The organism is Pseudanabaena sp. PCC 6802 (genome assembly GCF_000332175.1).
Lineage (GTDB): Bacteria > Cyanobacteriota > Cyanobacteriia > Pseudanabaenales > Pseudanabaenaceae > PCC-6802.
Map to the genome: position 1 here is coordinate 93,342 of NZ_KB235911.1, position 15,593 is coordinate 108,934.

General features: G+C 49.8%; 12 protein-coding genes and 1 pseudogene. 2 read left to right on the forward strand and 11 right to left on the reverse strand.

What is annotated here, in order from left to right:
• Positions 1 to 111 precede the first annotated feature (111 nt).
• The 11 genes from PSE6802_RS0104815 to PSE6802_RS0104865 form a co-directional block, all read right to left on the reverse strand.
• Positions 112 to 3,735 carry a WD40 domain-containing protein gene (locus PSE6802_RS0104815; protein ID WP_019498929.1) on the reverse strand — a complete coding sequence of 1,208 codons (3,624 nt, stop codon included), beginning with the start codon at positions 3,733 to 3,735 and terminating at the stop codon, positions 112 to 114.
• Between the two features lie 70 nt (positions 3,736 to 3,805).
• The gene (locus tag PSE6802_RS0104820; RefSeq protein WP_019498930.1) at positions 3,806 to 5,014 is read right to left on the reverse strand and encodes a DUF4336 domain-containing protein; all 1,209 of its coding nucleotides are present in this window, start codon (positions 5,012 to 5,014) and stop codon (positions 3,806 to 3,808) included.
• A gap of 252 nt (positions 5,015 to 5,266) precedes the next feature.
• Positions 5,267 to 6,349 carry a photosystem II q(b) protein gene (gene psbA / locus PSE6802_RS0104825; protein WP_019498931.1) on the reverse strand — a complete coding sequence of 361 codons (1,083 nt, stop codon included), beginning with the start codon at positions 6,347 to 6,349 and terminating at the stop codon, positions 5,267 to 5,269.
• A gap of 193 nt (positions 6,350 to 6,542) precedes the next feature.
• Positions 6,543 to 7,154 carry an LbetaH domain-containing protein gene (locus tag PSE6802_RS0104830; protein ID WP_019498932.1) on the reverse strand — a complete coding sequence of 204 codons (612 nt, stop codon included), beginning with the start codon at positions 7,152 to 7,154 and terminating at the stop codon, positions 6,543 to 6,545.
• Between the two features lie 2 nt (positions 7,155 to 7,156).
• A complete protein-coding gene (locus PSE6802_RS0104835; protein ID WP_019498933.1) occupies positions 7,157 to 9,187 on the reverse strand; it encodes a ribulose bisphosphate carboxylase small subunit in 2,031 nt (676 codons plus the stop codon).
• 161 nt (positions 9,188 to 9,348) lie between these two features.
• The gene (locus PSE6802_RS0104840; RefSeq protein WP_019498934.1) at positions 9,349 to 9,642 is read right to left on the reverse strand and encodes a EutN/CcmL family microcompartment protein; all 294 of its coding nucleotides are present in this window, start codon (positions 9,640 to 9,642) and stop codon (positions 9,349 to 9,351) included.
• Positions 9,643 to 9,706: 64 nt separating this feature from the next.
• Positions 9,707 to 10,048 carry a carbon dioxide-concentrating mechanism protein CcmK gene (locus tag PSE6802_RS0104845; RefSeq protein WP_019498935.1) on the reverse strand — a complete coding sequence of 114 codons (342 nt, stop codon included), beginning with the start codon at positions 10,046 to 10,048 and terminating at the stop codon, positions 9,707 to 9,709.
• 122 nt (positions 10,049 to 10,170) lie between these two features.
• The gene (locus tag PSE6802_RS0104850; RefSeq protein ID WP_019498936.1) at positions 10,171 to 10,479 is read right to left on the reverse strand and encodes a carbon dioxide-concentrating mechanism protein CcmK; all 309 of its coding nucleotides are present in this window, start codon (positions 10,477 to 10,479) and stop codon (positions 10,171 to 10,173) included.
• A gap of 451 nt (positions 10,480 to 10,930) precedes the next feature.
• Positions 10,931 to 11,644: a carbonic anhydrase gene (locus PSE6802_RS0104855; RefSeq protein ID WP_156815425.1), complete on the reverse strand. Its 714-nt coding sequence runs from the start codon at positions 11,642 to 11,644 to the stop codon at positions 10,931 to 10,933.
• A 3-nt stretch (positions 11,645 to 11,647) separates the two neighbouring features.
• Entirely contained in the window at positions 11,648 to 11,962 is a 315-nt protein-coding gene (locus tag PSE6802_RS0104860) for a P-II family nitrogen regulator (RefSeq protein WP_019498938.1), read from the reverse strand.
• Positions 11,963 to 11,966: 4 nt separating this feature from the next.
• The gene (locus tag PSE6802_RS0104865) at positions 11,967 to 12,959 is read right to left on the reverse strand and encodes a sodium-dependent bicarbonate transport family permease (RefSeq protein ID WP_019498939.1); all 993 of its coding nucleotides are present in this window, start codon (positions 12,957 to 12,959) and stop codon (positions 11,967 to 11,969) included.
• Positions 12,960 to 13,244: 285 nt separating this feature from the next.
• Between PSE6802_RS0104865 and PSE6802_RS0104870 the strand changes: the two genes are divergently transcribed.
• A complete protein-coding gene (locus tag PSE6802_RS0104870) occupies positions 13,245 to 15,104 on the forward strand; it encodes an NAD(P)H-quinone oxidoreductase subunit F (protein WP_019498940.1) in 1,860 nt (619 codons plus the stop codon).
• A gap of 145 nt (positions 15,105 to 15,249) precedes the next feature.
• Positions 15,250 to 15,593, forward strand: a pseudogene (locus tag PSE6802_RS0104875) (NAD(P)H-quinone oxidoreductase subunit D4); the annotation flags it as partial.

The following is a 15,593-nucleotide window of genomic DNA, read 5'->3' on the forward strand; positions in this document are numbered from 1 at the left end:
AATTCCTCCAAAACTTGGTTCAGCCAGTTAGACACGCTAGCTCGCAAGAAGGTTCAAATATTGCGAAAAAAAGGGGATTGGGTGATGCCGCATTTCTCGCTAAATCTGCTCCTACTCAATCTCTACTATTTCTATTGCACCTAGGGATAAGAGTACCGATCGCTGCCCTTCCGTCAGTCCCGTTACGCCAGTGATATTCATGCCTTCATAGGGATCGCTGACTCTTAGAGTCTTCCGGCAGGCACCCGTATGTATATGCCAAAACTTGATGGTCGTATCCTGACTGCCGCTAATTAAAGTTTGACTGTCCTGTGTAAAAGCGATCGCCCAGACCCGCCCCTCATGCACGCCCAGGACTTTGAGGTTGGTTTGCGTTTTTACCTGCCACATCTGGATCGTGCGATCGTCGCTACCACTGGCAAGAATTTCACCATCGGGGCTAAAGGCCAGGGACTTAACACCGCCAGTGTGTGCCTCTAGATCGGCCAAGCATTCCCCCGTATCGGCATCCCACAGCTTAATAGTACGATCGTCGCTGCCCGTTGCCAGCAGTTTGCCATCGGGACTAAAAGCTACCGCCCACAGTTGCCCGCGATGGCCGCGCAGGACTTTCAAACATGCGCCAGTCGCCAGATCCCAGAGTCTGGCGGTGGTGTCGCCGCTGGCGGTCGCCAGTTTGCTACCGTCGGGACTGAGCGCGATCGCCCAGACCCAGTTTGTATGCGCCTGAAACGTTCTCAGGCACTCGCCGCTTTCCACGTGCCAAAGTTTTGCCGTGTTATCGCAACTACCTGTAACCAGCATGTCACCCGTGGGAGTATAGGCGATCGCGTTGATCAAGCTCGTATGACCGTACAGAGATTTAATATACTGACAGCCAGATACGTGCCATAGCTTGAGCAGGTCGCTACCAGTAGCGAGGGTCTGACCGTTGGGACTAAAGGCCACTGCTGCTACCCAGTGCCGATTGCCATGCAAAACCCGATAGGCTCGATCCGCATCGATTTGCCAGAGTCTGGCAGTGTGGTCGCTACTGCCCGTGGCAATAACTTGACCGTTGGGGCTGAGTGCTAGGGATCTAATTTCTGATGTATGTCCTTTAAGGGTTCTGAGGGGCTTAGCAGCTTGCACGTCGCAAATTTTAATGATGTAGTTGTCGCTGCAACTCACCAGTAAATAGTTAACCGGGCTGAAGGCAACTGCCCATACCCAACCACCATGCCCCGGAAGGGTTGTCAGGCAAGTACCAGTCTCCAGATCCCATAGCCTGACCATATTATCGTCGCCACCACTGGCTAAAATGCAGCCATCGCAGCTAAAGGCAATGGATTTAACTAAGCCAGTATGTCCGCGCAGTTTCCACCGGAGTTCGCCCGTGCTGGTATCCCAAATCCTAATCGTGCTATCGACGCTGCTACTGGCAATGAACTGTCCATCCGGGCTGAACTTAACCGCCCAAACCCAACTCAGATGCCCTTCAAATGTTCTAATACATTTTCCCGTGCTGACATCCCAGATTTTGACCGTGCGATCGTCGCTGCCACTGGCTAGGGTTTGTCCGTCGGGACTAAAGGCAAGCGATCGCACTAGTCCCGCATGACCGCGCCAGGTGCTAACGGCGCGATCTCGCCGCAGGTGCCACAGGCGAATCGTACGATCCGCGCTGGCGCTGGCGATCGTCTCGCCATCAGGACTAAAGGCAACCGACCATACCCAATCACTATGCTCGCGGAACGTTTTAATGCATTCTCTAGCACTGACATCCCAGATTTTGACGGTGCGATCGTCGCTACAGGTGGCTAGCAGTTTGCCATCGGGACTAAAGGCAACTGATAGCACCCAACCGACGTGCGCCCTAAACGTAACTATTTGCTTGCCCTCGGTCGCGCTCCACAAATGTACTTCACCCGTAACAGTGCCTGTCGCAAACAGGTGCCCTTGCGGGTGAAAAGCGAGCGAGATAATGCCGCCAAAAGTCTCGTTAAAAGCAGTTTGAGCTAAGTCGCAGTGGGCAAAGTTAACACCTAATAAATCCACATCGCGCAGATCCGCTTGCCAAATTACTAAGGTGGAAAAATCGCGATCGCGCAAATCGATTTGCATTTGCACCAGCAGATTCAGAATATTACCAGCAGCGTAACCGATCGCAGTCGATTCCCGTGCCTGTAGATCGGACACGATCTGCATGAGCTTGTTATCGACATTTGTTTTCGTGCTCAGGGAAATCGTCAGTCGTTCGGCAATGGGTTGGACGATCGCTCGCAGTTGAGTTTCTCGAATGTAGTCTTTGGCTCTGGCTTTAAGGAGGGCATGGCTGTTGAGCAAATTAATCGTTCCAGTGAGAATCTCTTGGCAGACGCAATCGATCAGGGTTGCAGTGATATATTCCATCACCACGGATTGCTGGGTAAAGCGGCTCGATCTACACTCGATTAGCGATCGCCGTTGCAAAGAATCTAGCGCATCTAAGAGGTTCCTCTCTGACACTCCTCCTAGTAAATCGGATTTAAGTTCTAATAAGGAGATCCAATCGCGATTAATGGCAAACCAGTACATAATCTGCTTTTCAAGATCCGACAGGCGATTGAATTGCTCGTCTAAAAGCCGCCAGACATCTGCGATCGCAGTCGTACCGACATCTAGAAATGCAGATATTTGTCCGTCAAATAAATCTTGAATCGTCGTAGAGACAATTTTGAGTGCCAGCGGGTTGCCGCGATATAGCTCGATCAAAGTCTCGCAGTCGGAGCGATCGCCCACAATTCCCTTAGCTTGTAACAGTTCTTGCCCTTCTGCTTGCGTCAGACCAACCACGCGCAACGAGCGCACCAGTGATAGGTTCCCCTCAAACCATCCCACTTCCTTCGGCTTTTCTCGGCTCGTCAAGATCGCGCAGCTTTGATGAGATGTCTCAGCTAGTCTGCGCAATAACTGACCGTAACCTTCATAGCCTTCCTTGTACTCCCCGGCACTGCCTCCACTGGACAAAACTGACTCCATGTTATCGAGGATCAGCAGACAGCGATAATCGCGCAAATAAACCATTAAGCGCGAGATCGCAGCATCGAGGGTTACAGGCAAGCTCATTTCTTGTCCGTCGGACAGAAACGATAACCAACTCAGCAAAATATCTTGAGGCAGGGGCGCATCTCGCAGCGATCGCCAGATAATGCGATCGAATTCAGTTTGTAACCTTTGTGCCACTTTTACGGTTAGTGAAGTCTTACCAGCTCCCCCCAGACCGCACAGAGCTACTAACCGACAGCGATCCTGCACCAACCACTGTGTCAAGGTGGTTAGCGCCTCCGCCTGTCCGTAGAATACAGAGATATCGGGCGCTTCGCCCCAATCTTGTAGTTGTTGCAGAGATCCTTCATTAGAGGATTTCCTGCCCCCAGCAAAAGGTAGCTTAGAGCGAGGGATGACAGCGATCGCTTCAGTAACTGCTGTGGCAGTTGCTTCACCATCAAGCAGTTGACGATGCCGCTCCAGTGCCGCTTGAAAATTTTTCTTAGTGACCTTTTCTCCCAATGCTTCTGACAGCAGGCTCCACAGCTTCGGCCCCACGTCAGACTTGAGGTATTCCGGCGTATAACTATTGGACTCGGCTATTTCTTCATATTTTTGCCCGCGTACCGACCCGCGCACGATCAGCAACTCGATATCTTTCAAGTGCCTTCTAGCCGTAGCAAACACAGCGGCATCAGCGATTTTTGCTGCTTCATCGGTGTCCATCGCGCTCAAAGGTTTCCAACAGCTAGTTTTCAGTTTACATGAAATTTCCTGAACTTATCCATATCTACATTTATTTAGCCGGTAAGGTAATACCTCTTTTATTCAAACCCGCTTCGATTTCCTTCAGAAAAGTAAGGTCACTTTCAGATCCAGTCATGCGATCCGAAGAGGGAGAATCCTTCTCAAGAAAGTTAAAAGCTTGACGAAACTGATGTGGATTTACGGTAACGGGGGCATCAAAGTGACAGGCAATAACTTGCTTGAAATTCCAGGTAGCTAGCCGATCGGCCCAAATAATCGTTCTTTTGGGAGCGCGATTGAGAATGAGTACTTGTAAAATTGGTGCCACAAATGGATTGCCCTTATTGCGCAGTAACTCAAACGAAGACTGCCAATTCTCTTTCCATTTAAAGGGGAATAAACCGAAATAGGCTTGCGGCGATCGCTCCGGCGATTTGAACACCACCCGCAACACCTCACCAAAGCCCAATGTCTCCAGTACGCTAGGACGAAAATAGAGTGCGAATAAAACCGTGCGCAGCCAACCCTTAAGCCGATTTTCCTCGCTATCTTCTATGCGATCGCAAGCGCTATCCCTGGCATGAAAGAGTAGAGGATAGGGGTCTAACTGTACGATCGCGGGCGGGCGATCGGATATGGAAACTACCGCATCGGTGACTAGTAAGGTCTGCGATCGCTTATGCAGGAACGCCACTTCTCCAAATGCACCTAAACCGAGACGAACTGGCCCCAGCATGGTGTAGTCAAATTCATTACCAAAGGGGGCATCGCTGCTATTTTCTGGCAATATCTGCGTACGTCCTGGTGGAAATCCCAACCAACTCAGGGGCAAATCGATCGGATAGCTCCATTGATAAGGCGCAACAAATACCTGCGCTTGAGGAAAGCAACGGGCAAACGGGCCGACAAACACCTTATGCTCTAGCCCCGATATCGTGGGTAGAATAATGTATTGCACGTTGCCATGTATCTGCACCAGCTCGTCAAGCAACCGCAGGCATTCGGACGTAGGTGCGACGGGTGCATGTACGAGTAAGCCGCCTGCTTCTAACTTCACAACCGTCATGCGAATGGGAACGACCACGTAGAGAATGCCCTGTACCTGCTCGAACGTCCAGATCGTATCCTTTACTACTTCTACGCGCAGCGTTCGCCTTTGACCGTAGGGATACATAGGCACTACAGGCCAAAATGCCCACGCGCGATCGCGGTGGCGATTCAGTAAGTCAGTGGAATGCGGTGCTTGAGGTTCAGTCACGATCGCGCCAAGTCTAAACAGTGGTTACTTATAGCCATAGACAGATCTGTTAGGAAAGGGGGGGTGTGGGGGCTTCGCCCCCACGCAGGGGTTCCACCCCTGCACCCCGTCCTAAGCCTGTTGGCTATAGCTATAATTCTAAAGCTACGGGTATATAGCCATAGATGAAAAACAAAGAGCCACCCAAAAGGGTGGCTCTTTGTTTCTAATTTAGACTAATTGGAGAATACTAGATTGACTGGATTAGCCAGATTAGCCGTTAATTGCAGGAGCAGTCAATGCCACTGGAGCTACATCAATCGCGGCCAGGTCGAGCGGGAAGTTGTGAGCGTTGCGCTCGTGCATGACTTCCATACCCAGATTGGCGCGGTTGATCACATCTGCCCAGCTCGGCACCACATGTCCCTGGCTGTCTGCAATTGACTGGTTGAAGTTAAACCCATTCAGGTTGAACGCCATCGTGCTTACGCCCAACGAGGTGAACCAGATACCTGCCACTGGCCATAGCGCCAAGAAGAAGTGCAAGCTACGGCTATTGCTGAAGCTTGCGTATTGGAAAATCAATCGTCCAAAGTAACCGTGAGCGGCAACTATGTTGTAGGTTTCTTCCTCTTGACCGAACTTGTAACCGTAGTTGGCAGATTCGTTCTCGGTGGTTTCGCGGATCAAGCTAGAGGTAACTAAAGAACCGTGCATGGCGCTGAACAAGCTACCACCGAACACACCCGCTACGCCCAACATGTGGAAGGGGTGCATCAAGATGTTGTGCTCGGCTTGGAACACGATCATGAAGTTGAACGTACCAGAGATACCCAGAGGCATACCATCAGAGAAGGAGCCTTGACCGATGGGGTAAATCAAGAATACGGCGGTGGCGGCGGCGACGGGAGCGCTGTAAGCCACAGCAATCCACGGACGCATACCTAAGCGGTAGCTCAACTCCCATTCCCGACCCATGTAGCAAAAAATGCCGATCAGGAAATGGAAGATCACAAATTGGTAAGGACCACCGTTATAGAGCCACTCGTCTAAGCTGTCTGCTTCCCAAATGGGGTAAAAGTGCAAGCCAATAGCGTTGGAAGAAGGAACTACGGCACCAGAGATCATGTTGTTGCCATAGACTAAGGAGCCGGAAACAGGCTCGCGGATGCCGTCGATGTCCACGGGGGGAGCGGCGATGAAGGCGATGACGAAGCATGTGGTAGCTGCCAGCAAGCAGGGAATCATCAGAACGCCGAACCAACCGATATAGAGGCGGTTCTCGGTGCTGGTAATCCAGTTGCAGACCCGATCCCACAGCGAAGCGCTCTCGCGTCTTTGGGCTGCGATTGTCATAAGTGCGAATTAATTAGCGTTAGTTGGAATAATTTTTGTAGTGGTTTTGTAGTAAAAACCCTACATTAACAAATTAGTAGTTTTGTAAAGCTTTGTAAACCTGCCGTTGGGTGTAGATATTGGGGGTAGTGGTTTAGCATTTGTCATGAATTCTTGGGTTTGATGCCAAGAATTCATGACAAATGCTAAACCCTTACTGAGGGTTGTTAGGCGAGAGATCTAGGGGTTGGCGGTGAGGAAAAAGTTTGCCCATGAGGCGGTTTAGTTGTTCCTGGCCGTGGGCTGTTGCTTTGGTCTGGCTGGTGGAGTCGCTGGACTTTACTTCAGTAACCACTTCAGCAATGACCTGAGCAGTTGAAGTCGATACTACCGTTTCATTTGCTGTTGCCTGGGTGGTTGGATGCGATGCAGTGACTTCAGGTTTAATTGCTACGGCTGGAGCGTCAATTTCTGGGGTACTGATACCGTCAAGTAGAGAGTTGGGAGGGATTACTTGACCGGGGGTAGTCGAGCTGTTGAGGATGGTGGAAAGGGAGCCAATACAGGTATTTTCGGCTATGTGGCATTGACCTAAAATCAACACGCCCGCGCCCAGGTTGGCTCCGGCTCCGATCTCTAACGTGCCGTTCTGGGCGTGGACGATCGAACCCATGCCAATGCAGACCCCAGCAGCGATCGCGATCTTGCTGTTAGGGTCTGCTTGAATTAATACACCGATCGCGATCGCGGCACTCGGATCGATTGCGACATCACCACTGACACAAGCGGGAGAGGTGCTTATGGGTTGCAGTGGAGATTGGTACATCGCTACTTCTTGGGCCTCTGTACGATTGCTTCGAGGACGCGGCGCTTAGATTTGGTATCGATGCCGTATAAGCGCACGTACTCGCCGCTGTATTGACTCAGGCTTGCTTCTAAAGCTGCCACAACTCCACTTTCCGTGCTGGCTTCAATCGGAGCGCAGCTATGCCAAGAGCTGGTGCGGAAGCGACGCTCGTCGGCGTGCTCGGCACCGATGCGATGTCCTTGCATCAGTAACTGTCGGATTTGGGTGACGACATCCTGACCGATCCTGGTAGCCGTAGCCGCGCCGGATGACTGGACGTAACTAGCAGGGCTGGTGCTGCTCGCACTGGAGTAGCTGGACGAGCTAGCAGCCGTACCAGGAGCAGACTTACCACCAGGGCGCTGAATTATGGTTTCGACTACACGACGCTTCGATTTAGGATCGATGCCAATCAAGCGCACGTATTCGCCGTTATGCTCCCTCAGACAGGCTTCTAAAGCTGCAACTACGCCCGATTCGTTGTTGGCAGTTATTTGTCCGCAGCTATGCCAGGAACTGGTGCGGAAGCGCCGCTCGTCGGCGTGCTCGGTGCCAACGCGATAGCCTTGATTTATGAGCTGTCGGACTTGAGCGATCGTATCTGACGCGAGCTTGCCATTCTGGCTACCAGAACTCACAGAGCTAAATGTAGGGCTGTGGCTGCGGCCAGAGCTGGAATAGCTGCTGGTAGAAGTAGACATCGAAGCGATGCTTTGAGGCTGGTCTCCCGGACGCTGCACGATGGTTTCCACAACGCGGCGCTTAGCTTTAGTATCGATGCCAATTAAACGAACGTACTCGCCACTATGCTCGCGCAGACAAGCTTCTAAAGCACTGACTACACCAGACTCAGTATTAGACTCAATCGGAGCGCAGGTATGCCAAGAGCTGGTGCGGAAGCGACGCTCGTCGGCGTGTTCCGTACCAATACGGTAGCCTTGTGCTAGCAATTGTCGAATTTGACCGATTAAATCTGTTTGCAATCTGCCATTCTGGCTGGGTGCGCTGTAGCTGCTAGCGTAGCTGCTGCCGCTAGAAGGTGCCGAGCTAATTTGAGATGCGTTTTCGCCAGGTCTCTGGATAATCTCTTCAAATACACGCCGCTTGCTCTTGGAATCGATACCGATCAGGCGGACATATTCACCAGTATGCTCGGCCAAGCAGGTTTGCAAAGCCGCGATCGCACTGGACTCGCTATTAGAATTAATCGACGCGCAACTGTACCAAGAACTGGTGCGGAAATGGCGCTCGTCGGCATACTCAGCCCCGACGCGATAGCCCTGAGATAGAAGCTGGCGTACTTGTTGGGCTATACCCATTTTGGCTTGTTTAGTCTGTAACTGCATAGTCTTGACTTTGTTGTGAGTTGCTCCATGTAATTGAGATTGATTGATTTCGTCGTGGATAGGCCGAACAGCGACACCCTCAACGCTGTGATGCTCCATTCTCAAAGCATCATTACTACTGAGTACGCGATCTACAAAAAAGCGATCGCGATCCTGGACATCGGGTAGTCGATCCGCTTGTTGCTGACTAGTAATAATTGCTCCCGAAGGTACGAGCTTACCTGGGGGAATTTCGACATCCTGCACCAGAGCGTGCATCATGACGATGCAGCCACTACCAACCCGTGCGTTAAAAATCGTAGAACGAAAGCCGATAAAGCAATTATCTCCCACATAGACCGGCCCATGAATTAAAACCATGTGGGTAAGGGAAGAATTTTTGCCTATCCAAACTGAGTAATCATTACCATCATCCCCAACTACTCGACCGTTGGCCAAGCCATGCACGATCGCTCCATCCTGGATCTTCGCTCCTGCGCTGATATAAAAAGGAGTACCTTCATCTGCTCGAATGGAGGTACCAGGAGCGATCGAGACCTGCGGACCAATATAAACGTCGCCAATAATATTGGAAAACGAGTGTACGTAGGCAGTGGGATCGATGATTGGCTCGGCCAGATTTTTGGATGAGGTAGCGATCGGCGCAGCAAAACCACGAACTACCATCTAGAACCAGTACGCCATTAACTACCTCAACAACGGCATTTACAGACGCAATTGAGATATTAAGCGCACCCTCCGAATAACGACAAATTATAAATTCTGTTGGGATAGCCATGTGGTGAAGCAGTCAGGATCGTGAGACTAGCTCACCAGAATGCTTTCCCTTAACTATATTTACTGTAAAGCAGGTAGTTATCAACATTCACAGTATCGATGATTGCCACTACTGAAGCATCCAGAGGACGTTTTTCACTATCCCGCACCTGACGGGCAGCGCTACCACGACTGACCAGTACCCATTCATCTATACCTGCACCAACTGTATCCGCTGCCACTTCATACTCTGGTAAGAGTTGACCCCGATCGTCTACAAGTTGGAGAAAGAGAAACTTCGTTCCCGTCAAGCTAGGCTCTTTGGAAGTACTCACCACCGTGCCGCGAACTTTGGCAATTTGCATTTTGAGCTTTGTTTGAGCGTTTAGTTATTAGCTGTTGGCAATATTTAAACTAAATATCTCGCACCTATGGTCTGTTCATAGGACGAATGGCGTTCACGTTATCGCGAAACTGTTCGACTTCTTCGGTGTAGCGAATCGGTAGAACGTATTCGAGGTTTTCGTGAGGACGCGCAATAATGTGGGTAGATAGCACCTGACCGCCATTAACGCGCTTAACGGATTCGGTTCCAGCAGCAACAGAAGCCTGTACTTCCGAAACATCACCGCGCACGATTACGGTGACGCGACCGCTACCAATCTTTTCGTAGCCAACCAGCGTGACACGAGCAGCCTTTACCATTGCATCCGCTGCTTCTACGACGGCGGGGAAACCTAGGGTTTCGATCATTCCAACGGCGATCGCCATGAGTTTGTACTCCTTACAAAAAACTTTAGGAAAACTAAAAATCAGATTAGAGAAATATACTCAGTGAGAATATGTATGAAACTGACGAGTAAAGATGAGAACTATCTATCGCGCGTCAGCGACTAGAACGAGAACTGTTCTACTTCCTTGGTATATCGAATTGGTAGAACGTACTCTAAGTTCTCGTGCGGGCGAGCAATGATGTGAGTAGAAACTACTTCACCACCATTAACGCGCTTGGCTGATTCTACGCCAGCAGCGAGAGAAGCTTGCACTTCAGACACGTCGCCGCGCACGATTACGGTGACGCGAGCGCTACCGATTTTTTCATATCCCACAAGGGTGACGCGGGCTGCTTTGACCATGGCATCGGCTGCCTCTACGATGGCAGGAAATCCCCTGGTTTCAATCATTCCAACTGCAATTGGCATAGTTATCTAATATCTCCTGGACTCCCGTGTTTGGCACGGTTCTTTAGCAATGCGTATCTTACATCTAAATTGGTACCAAAGTCGCGCATTAATCCCTTCCCATAGACACCAAGGATATGGGTGCAACTACTTAGTTAAGATTTCCGAAAAACTCGCGCAGTTTAGAACTGCGATTCTGAATAATTGTGAGAACTACCACACTTTCATACACTGTCACTGGACTTGATGCAGCAATCTGTGTATTACTACTTAACAATTTATGCTTTACGCACAGAGTTGGTCATTATCAGCTTTTTCAAGCTTTTCAGTTTTTCTTTATATATACAGAATAAAGAGGCATTGCACCTTTAGCAACATAAATTGCAATGATTATTTCAAATTGTGTTTATTACTAAAACTTATTTTTTGTTTACAATTGCACGTAGGGTGCGTTGCAGCAAAGTAGCAACCTTCAGGTCACAAGTGTAACTTTGCCTGTATCGAGGTCGTAGCGACCTCCCACGATTTTGAGCTTGCCGGATTTCTCTAGATCTACTAGTAGGGGTGAATCTTGTCTTAATTTCTCGACTTGATACCGGACATTTGCCACTACTAAATCCTCGACTGGATCGAGCGATTCCTTTTTTATTCTCGCGATCGCGGGGGCGATCGCCCGTACAAAAGTACCGATTTGACCGGGTAGAGTGCCGTTTTGCACCGCTGCCGTCACCGCACCGCATCGCTCGTGTCCTAATACTAAAACCAGGGGAGTATGCAGCAAAGCTGCCGCGTATTCCACGCTGCCGAGGGATTCCGGCGTCACGATATTACCCGCAATCCGCACGTCGAACAGGTCGCCAATCCCCTGGTCAAAAATCAGTTCCGGCGGTACGCGCGAATCCGCACAGCTAAGGACAGTGACGACTGGATGCTGTGCCTGGGCTACCTCTTGCAGGCGCTGTTGGGCTTGATGCGGATACTCGCGCTTTTGTTGCATAAAGCGCTGATTGCCCTCAAGCAATTTCTTGAGAGCAGCATCGGGACCGATGGTTTCGGTTTCCCCTGCATAAGCAGGCGGGATAGAGCCAGAAACACTATTCAAAGCATCGATCGCAACCCCCAATCCACCCGCAACGGCGATTTGCATGAGACTGCGACGACCTAGCATTCCATGAATACGTTCCATAATTTACAGCGATGCCACACATCGCATTGATTTAACTTCCATAGCATCAGAAACATAGCAAGCCCCCCCAAACTTGTTGAGGACGGGTCTAATTGTCTCCACCAAGGGTTTCACTTGATCGGGCAAGCAAAAAGCCAGTAGATAAACGCTATCGAGGGTCGTGACCGCCATATCGTCGGAATTCATGCCACCGGGCAGCCTGCCTGCCACATTACGCACGACGCTATAGCTACTCACGCCAGCCTTCTCTAAGGCGGAAACAATTTTAGCCAGTTCGACAGAATCGCTGACTATTTCTAATCTTTTGACTGCATGCATATTCTTAACTCCACAGCATTTGAATGCCAAACAGGTACAGGGGAATGCCCACAATAATGTTGAAAGGGAACGTTAGTGCTAGGGCAGCCGTAACGTAAAGACTGGGGTTGGCCTCTGGCAAGGTCATCCGCATCGCCGCAGGTACAGCGATATAGGAAGCACTGGCACACAATACGGAAAACAGCAGGGCATTCCCTTGAGACATGCCAATTACTTTAGCTAAAAGGATACCAATAAAGGCGTTGGCGATCGGAACCAGGACGGAGAAACTAATTAAAAATACTCCCGTCTGTTTCAAGTCTTTAATCCGCCTCGCTGCTACCAAGCCCATATCGAGTAAAAAGAAGGTCAAGACTCCATAAAAGATACCCTGGACAAACGGTTCCTCTACTTTCCAACCTTTTTGACCAGTTAAAGCTCCAATAATCACGCTGCCGACCAGCAGAAAAACCGAGCTATTCAGGAACGCCTCCTGCATCACCTCTGACCACGAGAAACCATTATCTTTGCCATCTTCGCCATTTTCTTGCTTACTATTGGCAAATACTTTAACCAGCAAAAGACCGACAATAATTGCGGGTGATTCCATCAAAGCCAGGGCAGCTACCATATAACCGCTAAAGGGTATGCTCAGTTCCGTGAGAAAAGAACTAGCAGTAATAAATGTAACGGCGCTGATGGATCCGTAGGTGGCAGCGATCGCAGCGGCATTATACAAATCCAGCTTGAGTCTCAGGATGAAAAACGTGTACACGGGAACGGCACAAGCCATCAGAATCGCTGCTACCAGAGTGAGCAAAACTTCCTGGGTAACTCCACTCTTGGCAAGTTCGCTACCACCTTTAAACCCGATCGCAAATAAAAGATACAGGGAAAAAAGCTTGGGCAAAGGCTGAGGGATTTCTAGATCTGACTTCAGCAAAATCGCCAACATACCGAGGAAGAAAAATAGGACAGGGGGACTCAAGATGTTAGACATCACCAGACTTACATCCATGCCCACATCTCCTTATACTTACCGTAAATAATCATTATCAAAAGTTATTACCAGCTAGTCTTGGATTATCAAGAAATGTAAATATAGCCCTGCGCTATGGCTCCCAGACAGTAGGCGATTGCTCGCATGGCTATGGCAAATTGTTGATATTTGGCTCTCAGACAGTTAAAGACGCCAAACTATCTGCGCGGGAACTCAAATATATATAGAGTCTAGTTTATCGGTATTATGGTTTAACTATCAGACTTTTGCAGCCTCTTGCCGCAAAATTGGCGACTTTAAATAATGGATCAATTTTTAGTAAACACGGTTTGGTTAGTTCCCTGTTATGGGCTGTTCGGCGCGATCGCAACTTTACCCTGGTCTATAGGTCTTGTGCGCAGCACGGGGCCGCGCCCAGCCGCATACCTTAACCTATTGATGAGCATCTTTACGCTGGTGCACAGTCTGATTATTTTAAAAACTATCTGGCTGCAACCGGCTCTGCAAATAGAGATCGCATGGTTGCAAGCCCCAGGACTGAATTTAAATCTGGATCTCAATATTTCTACAGTTACAGTCGGTGCCTCGGTATTAATTGGCGCGATCAGCATATTTGCGCAAACCTACGCGATCGGCTCCATGGAAATGGACTGGGCTCTGGCGCGTTTCTACGGCATGATGGGATTCTTTGAAGGAGCAATGAGCGGCATTGCTATTAGCGATTCCTTGTTCTTGAGTTACGCGCTTCTGGAGCTACTCACCCTTTCTACTTATTTGCTAGTTGGCTTTTGGTATGCCCAGCCTCTGGTCGTGACCGCAGCAAGGGATGCTTTCTGGACAAAGCGTATCGGCGATTTGATCCTACTAATGGGCGTGGTGGCGCTTTCCTCGCTCACAGATAGTTTGAATTTTTCCGATTTAGCAGTTTGGGCGAGTAATGTCGATCTCAATCCCCGAGTGGCTGACCTTTTGGGGTTAGCTTTAATTGCAGGGCCAATCGGGAAGTGCGCCCAGTTCCCGCTGCATCTCTGGCTGGATGAGGCCATGGAAGGTCCTAATCCGGCTTCTATATTGCGGAATTCCGTGGTTGTAGCTTGCGGAGCCTATATCTTAATCAAATTGCAGCCGATTCTAGGTCTGTCACCTCTGGCTTTATATACGCTGGTAGCAGTCGGTACGGTGACGGCAGTAGGAGCTTCTCTGGTGGCGATCGCCCAGATCGACATGAAGCGAGCGCTATCCCATTCCACCAGCGCCCATTTGGGCTTAGTGTTTATCGCCGTGGGGACTCAACAGACTGATGTGGCTTTGGCATTTCTGTTTACCCATGCGATCGCCCGCGCTCTCCTATTTATGAGTAGTGGCTCCGTGATGATGATGACACCAACCCAAGATCTAACCGAGATGGGCGGACTGTTACCCCGGATGCCAGCCACATCAATTGCCTTCATAGTCGCTTCCCTGGGTCTCACGGCGATCTTACCTCTGGGCAACTTTTGGACGATACTGCAATGGGTAGATAATTTGTGGGAAGCCCACCCCTGGCTAGTAGGCGTGATGGCATTTGTAAACGGCTCCACTGCGTTTGGCTTAACGCGCGTATTTGGCCTCGTATTTTGGGGTGCTCCAAAGATCAAGACACGGCGGATGCCTGAAGCCCCCTGGCCGATCGCCATTCCCATGGTTTCTACAATTATCATTACCTTGCTAGTGCCATTGATGCTGAGCAACTGGCAGATGCTGCCCGATCGCTCCAATTGGAACTGGTATGAGGTCGGTCTTTTGGTCGGTTCCGGAGCGATCGGTTGCTTAGCGGGTGGTGCGATCTATCTCCGCACAAACTACGCAATAGGTAGTACGGTACCGATGCTACCGCGTCCCGTCCGACCCATCTGGAAATTTGTGCAAGACCTCCTAGCCTACGACCTCTACGTTATGGGTATCTACCGCGTCAGCGTCATATTTCTCGTGGGTAATGGCTCGCGACTCATATCATGGTTCGATCGATACATTGTTGACGGTGTGGTTAATCTATTTGGCTTCGCCTCAATTATGACGGGCGAAACACTCAAATATACGGTGACTGGGCGATCGCAGCAATATCTCTTAACCATCCTGCTAGGTGTTGTTCTGGCCAGCATCGTGGCATTCGTCGTGTTTTAGGCGATTCTAGAGATCGCAAAATCCTGGTAGGGGCAGTTTTAGCCTGCATTCAACGGCTCTAGGTGAAGATTAACTACAAAACCTGCCCTTACACCAATCGCTATAAAACTTCAATTTAAAATCCCGTTTACTAAATCTATAAATAATGCTGAGTGTTCTAATTTGGGTTCCAATCTGCGCGGCATTGCTAGTGGGCTTCGGTGCTAGCTATCTAAAAGCCGAACAATTACGAGGTGTATCGCTGGCGATCGCCACTGGCTTGCTAGGTTGGACGTTTTTTCTCCTATGGCAATTCGATCCCAACCACATCGGCTATCAACTCCAGGAATCCTTTCCCTGGATTGCAAATTTAGGATTAAACTACCGCATTGGTATTGATGGTCTGTCACTACCTTTATTAATTCTCAATGCTCTTTTAGTCTGGATTGCGATCTACAGTAGCGGCGATGTCAAGCGCCCTGGCTTTTACTATGCTCTGATCCTGTTACT

What these genes read in the sequence shown, in the direction of transcription:
- PSE6802_RS0104870 (WP_019498940.1), top strand. Translation starts at nt 13,245, where the DNA reads ATGGATCAATTTTTAGTAAACACGGTTTGGTTAGTTCCCTGTTATGGG.
- PSE6802_RS0104860 (WP_019498938.1), bottom strand. Translation starts at nt 11,962, where the DNA reads ATGCATGCAGTCAAAAGATTAGAAATAGTCAGCGATTCTGTCGAACTG.
- PSE6802_RS0104845 (WP_019498935.1), bottom strand. Translation starts at nt 10,048, where the DNA reads ATGGCGATCGCCGTTGGAATGATCGAAACCCTAGGTTTCCCCGCCGTC.
- PSE6802_RS0104835 (WP_019498933.1), bottom strand. Translation starts at nt 9,187, where the DNA reads ATGGTAGTTCGTGGTTTTGCTGCGCCGATCGCTACCTCATCCAAAAAT.
- PSE6802_RS0104865 (WP_019498939.1), bottom strand. Translation starts at nt 12,959, where the DNA reads ATGGATGTAAGTCTGGTGATGTCTAACATCTTGAGTCCCCCTGTCCTA.
- PSE6802_RS0104830 (WP_019498932.1), bottom strand. Translation starts at nt 7,154, where the DNA reads ATGTACCAATCTCCACTGCAACCCATAAGCACCTCTCCCGCTTGTGTC.
- PSE6802_RS0104855 (WP_156815425.1), bottom strand. Translation starts at nt 11,644, where the DNA reads ATGGAACGTATTCATGGAATGCTAGGTCGTCGCAGTCTCATGCAAATC.
- PSE6802_RS0104840 (WP_019498934.1), bottom strand. Translation starts at nt 9,642, where the DNA reads ATGCAAATTGCCAAAGTTCGCGGCACGGTGGTGAGTACTTCCAAAGAG.
- PSE6802_RS0104815 (WP_019498929.1), bottom strand. Translation starts at nt 3,735, where the DNA reads ATGGACACCGATGAAGCAGCAAAAATCGCTGATGCCGCTGTGTTTGCT.
- psbA (WP_019498931.1), bottom strand. Translation starts at nt 6,349, where the DNA reads ATGACAATCGCAGCCCAAAGACGCGAGAGCGCTTCGCTGTGGGATCGG.
- PSE6802_RS0104850 (WP_019498936.1), bottom strand. Translation starts at nt 10,479, where the DNA reads ATGCCAATTGCAGTTGGAATGATTGAAACCAGGGGATTTCCTGCCATC.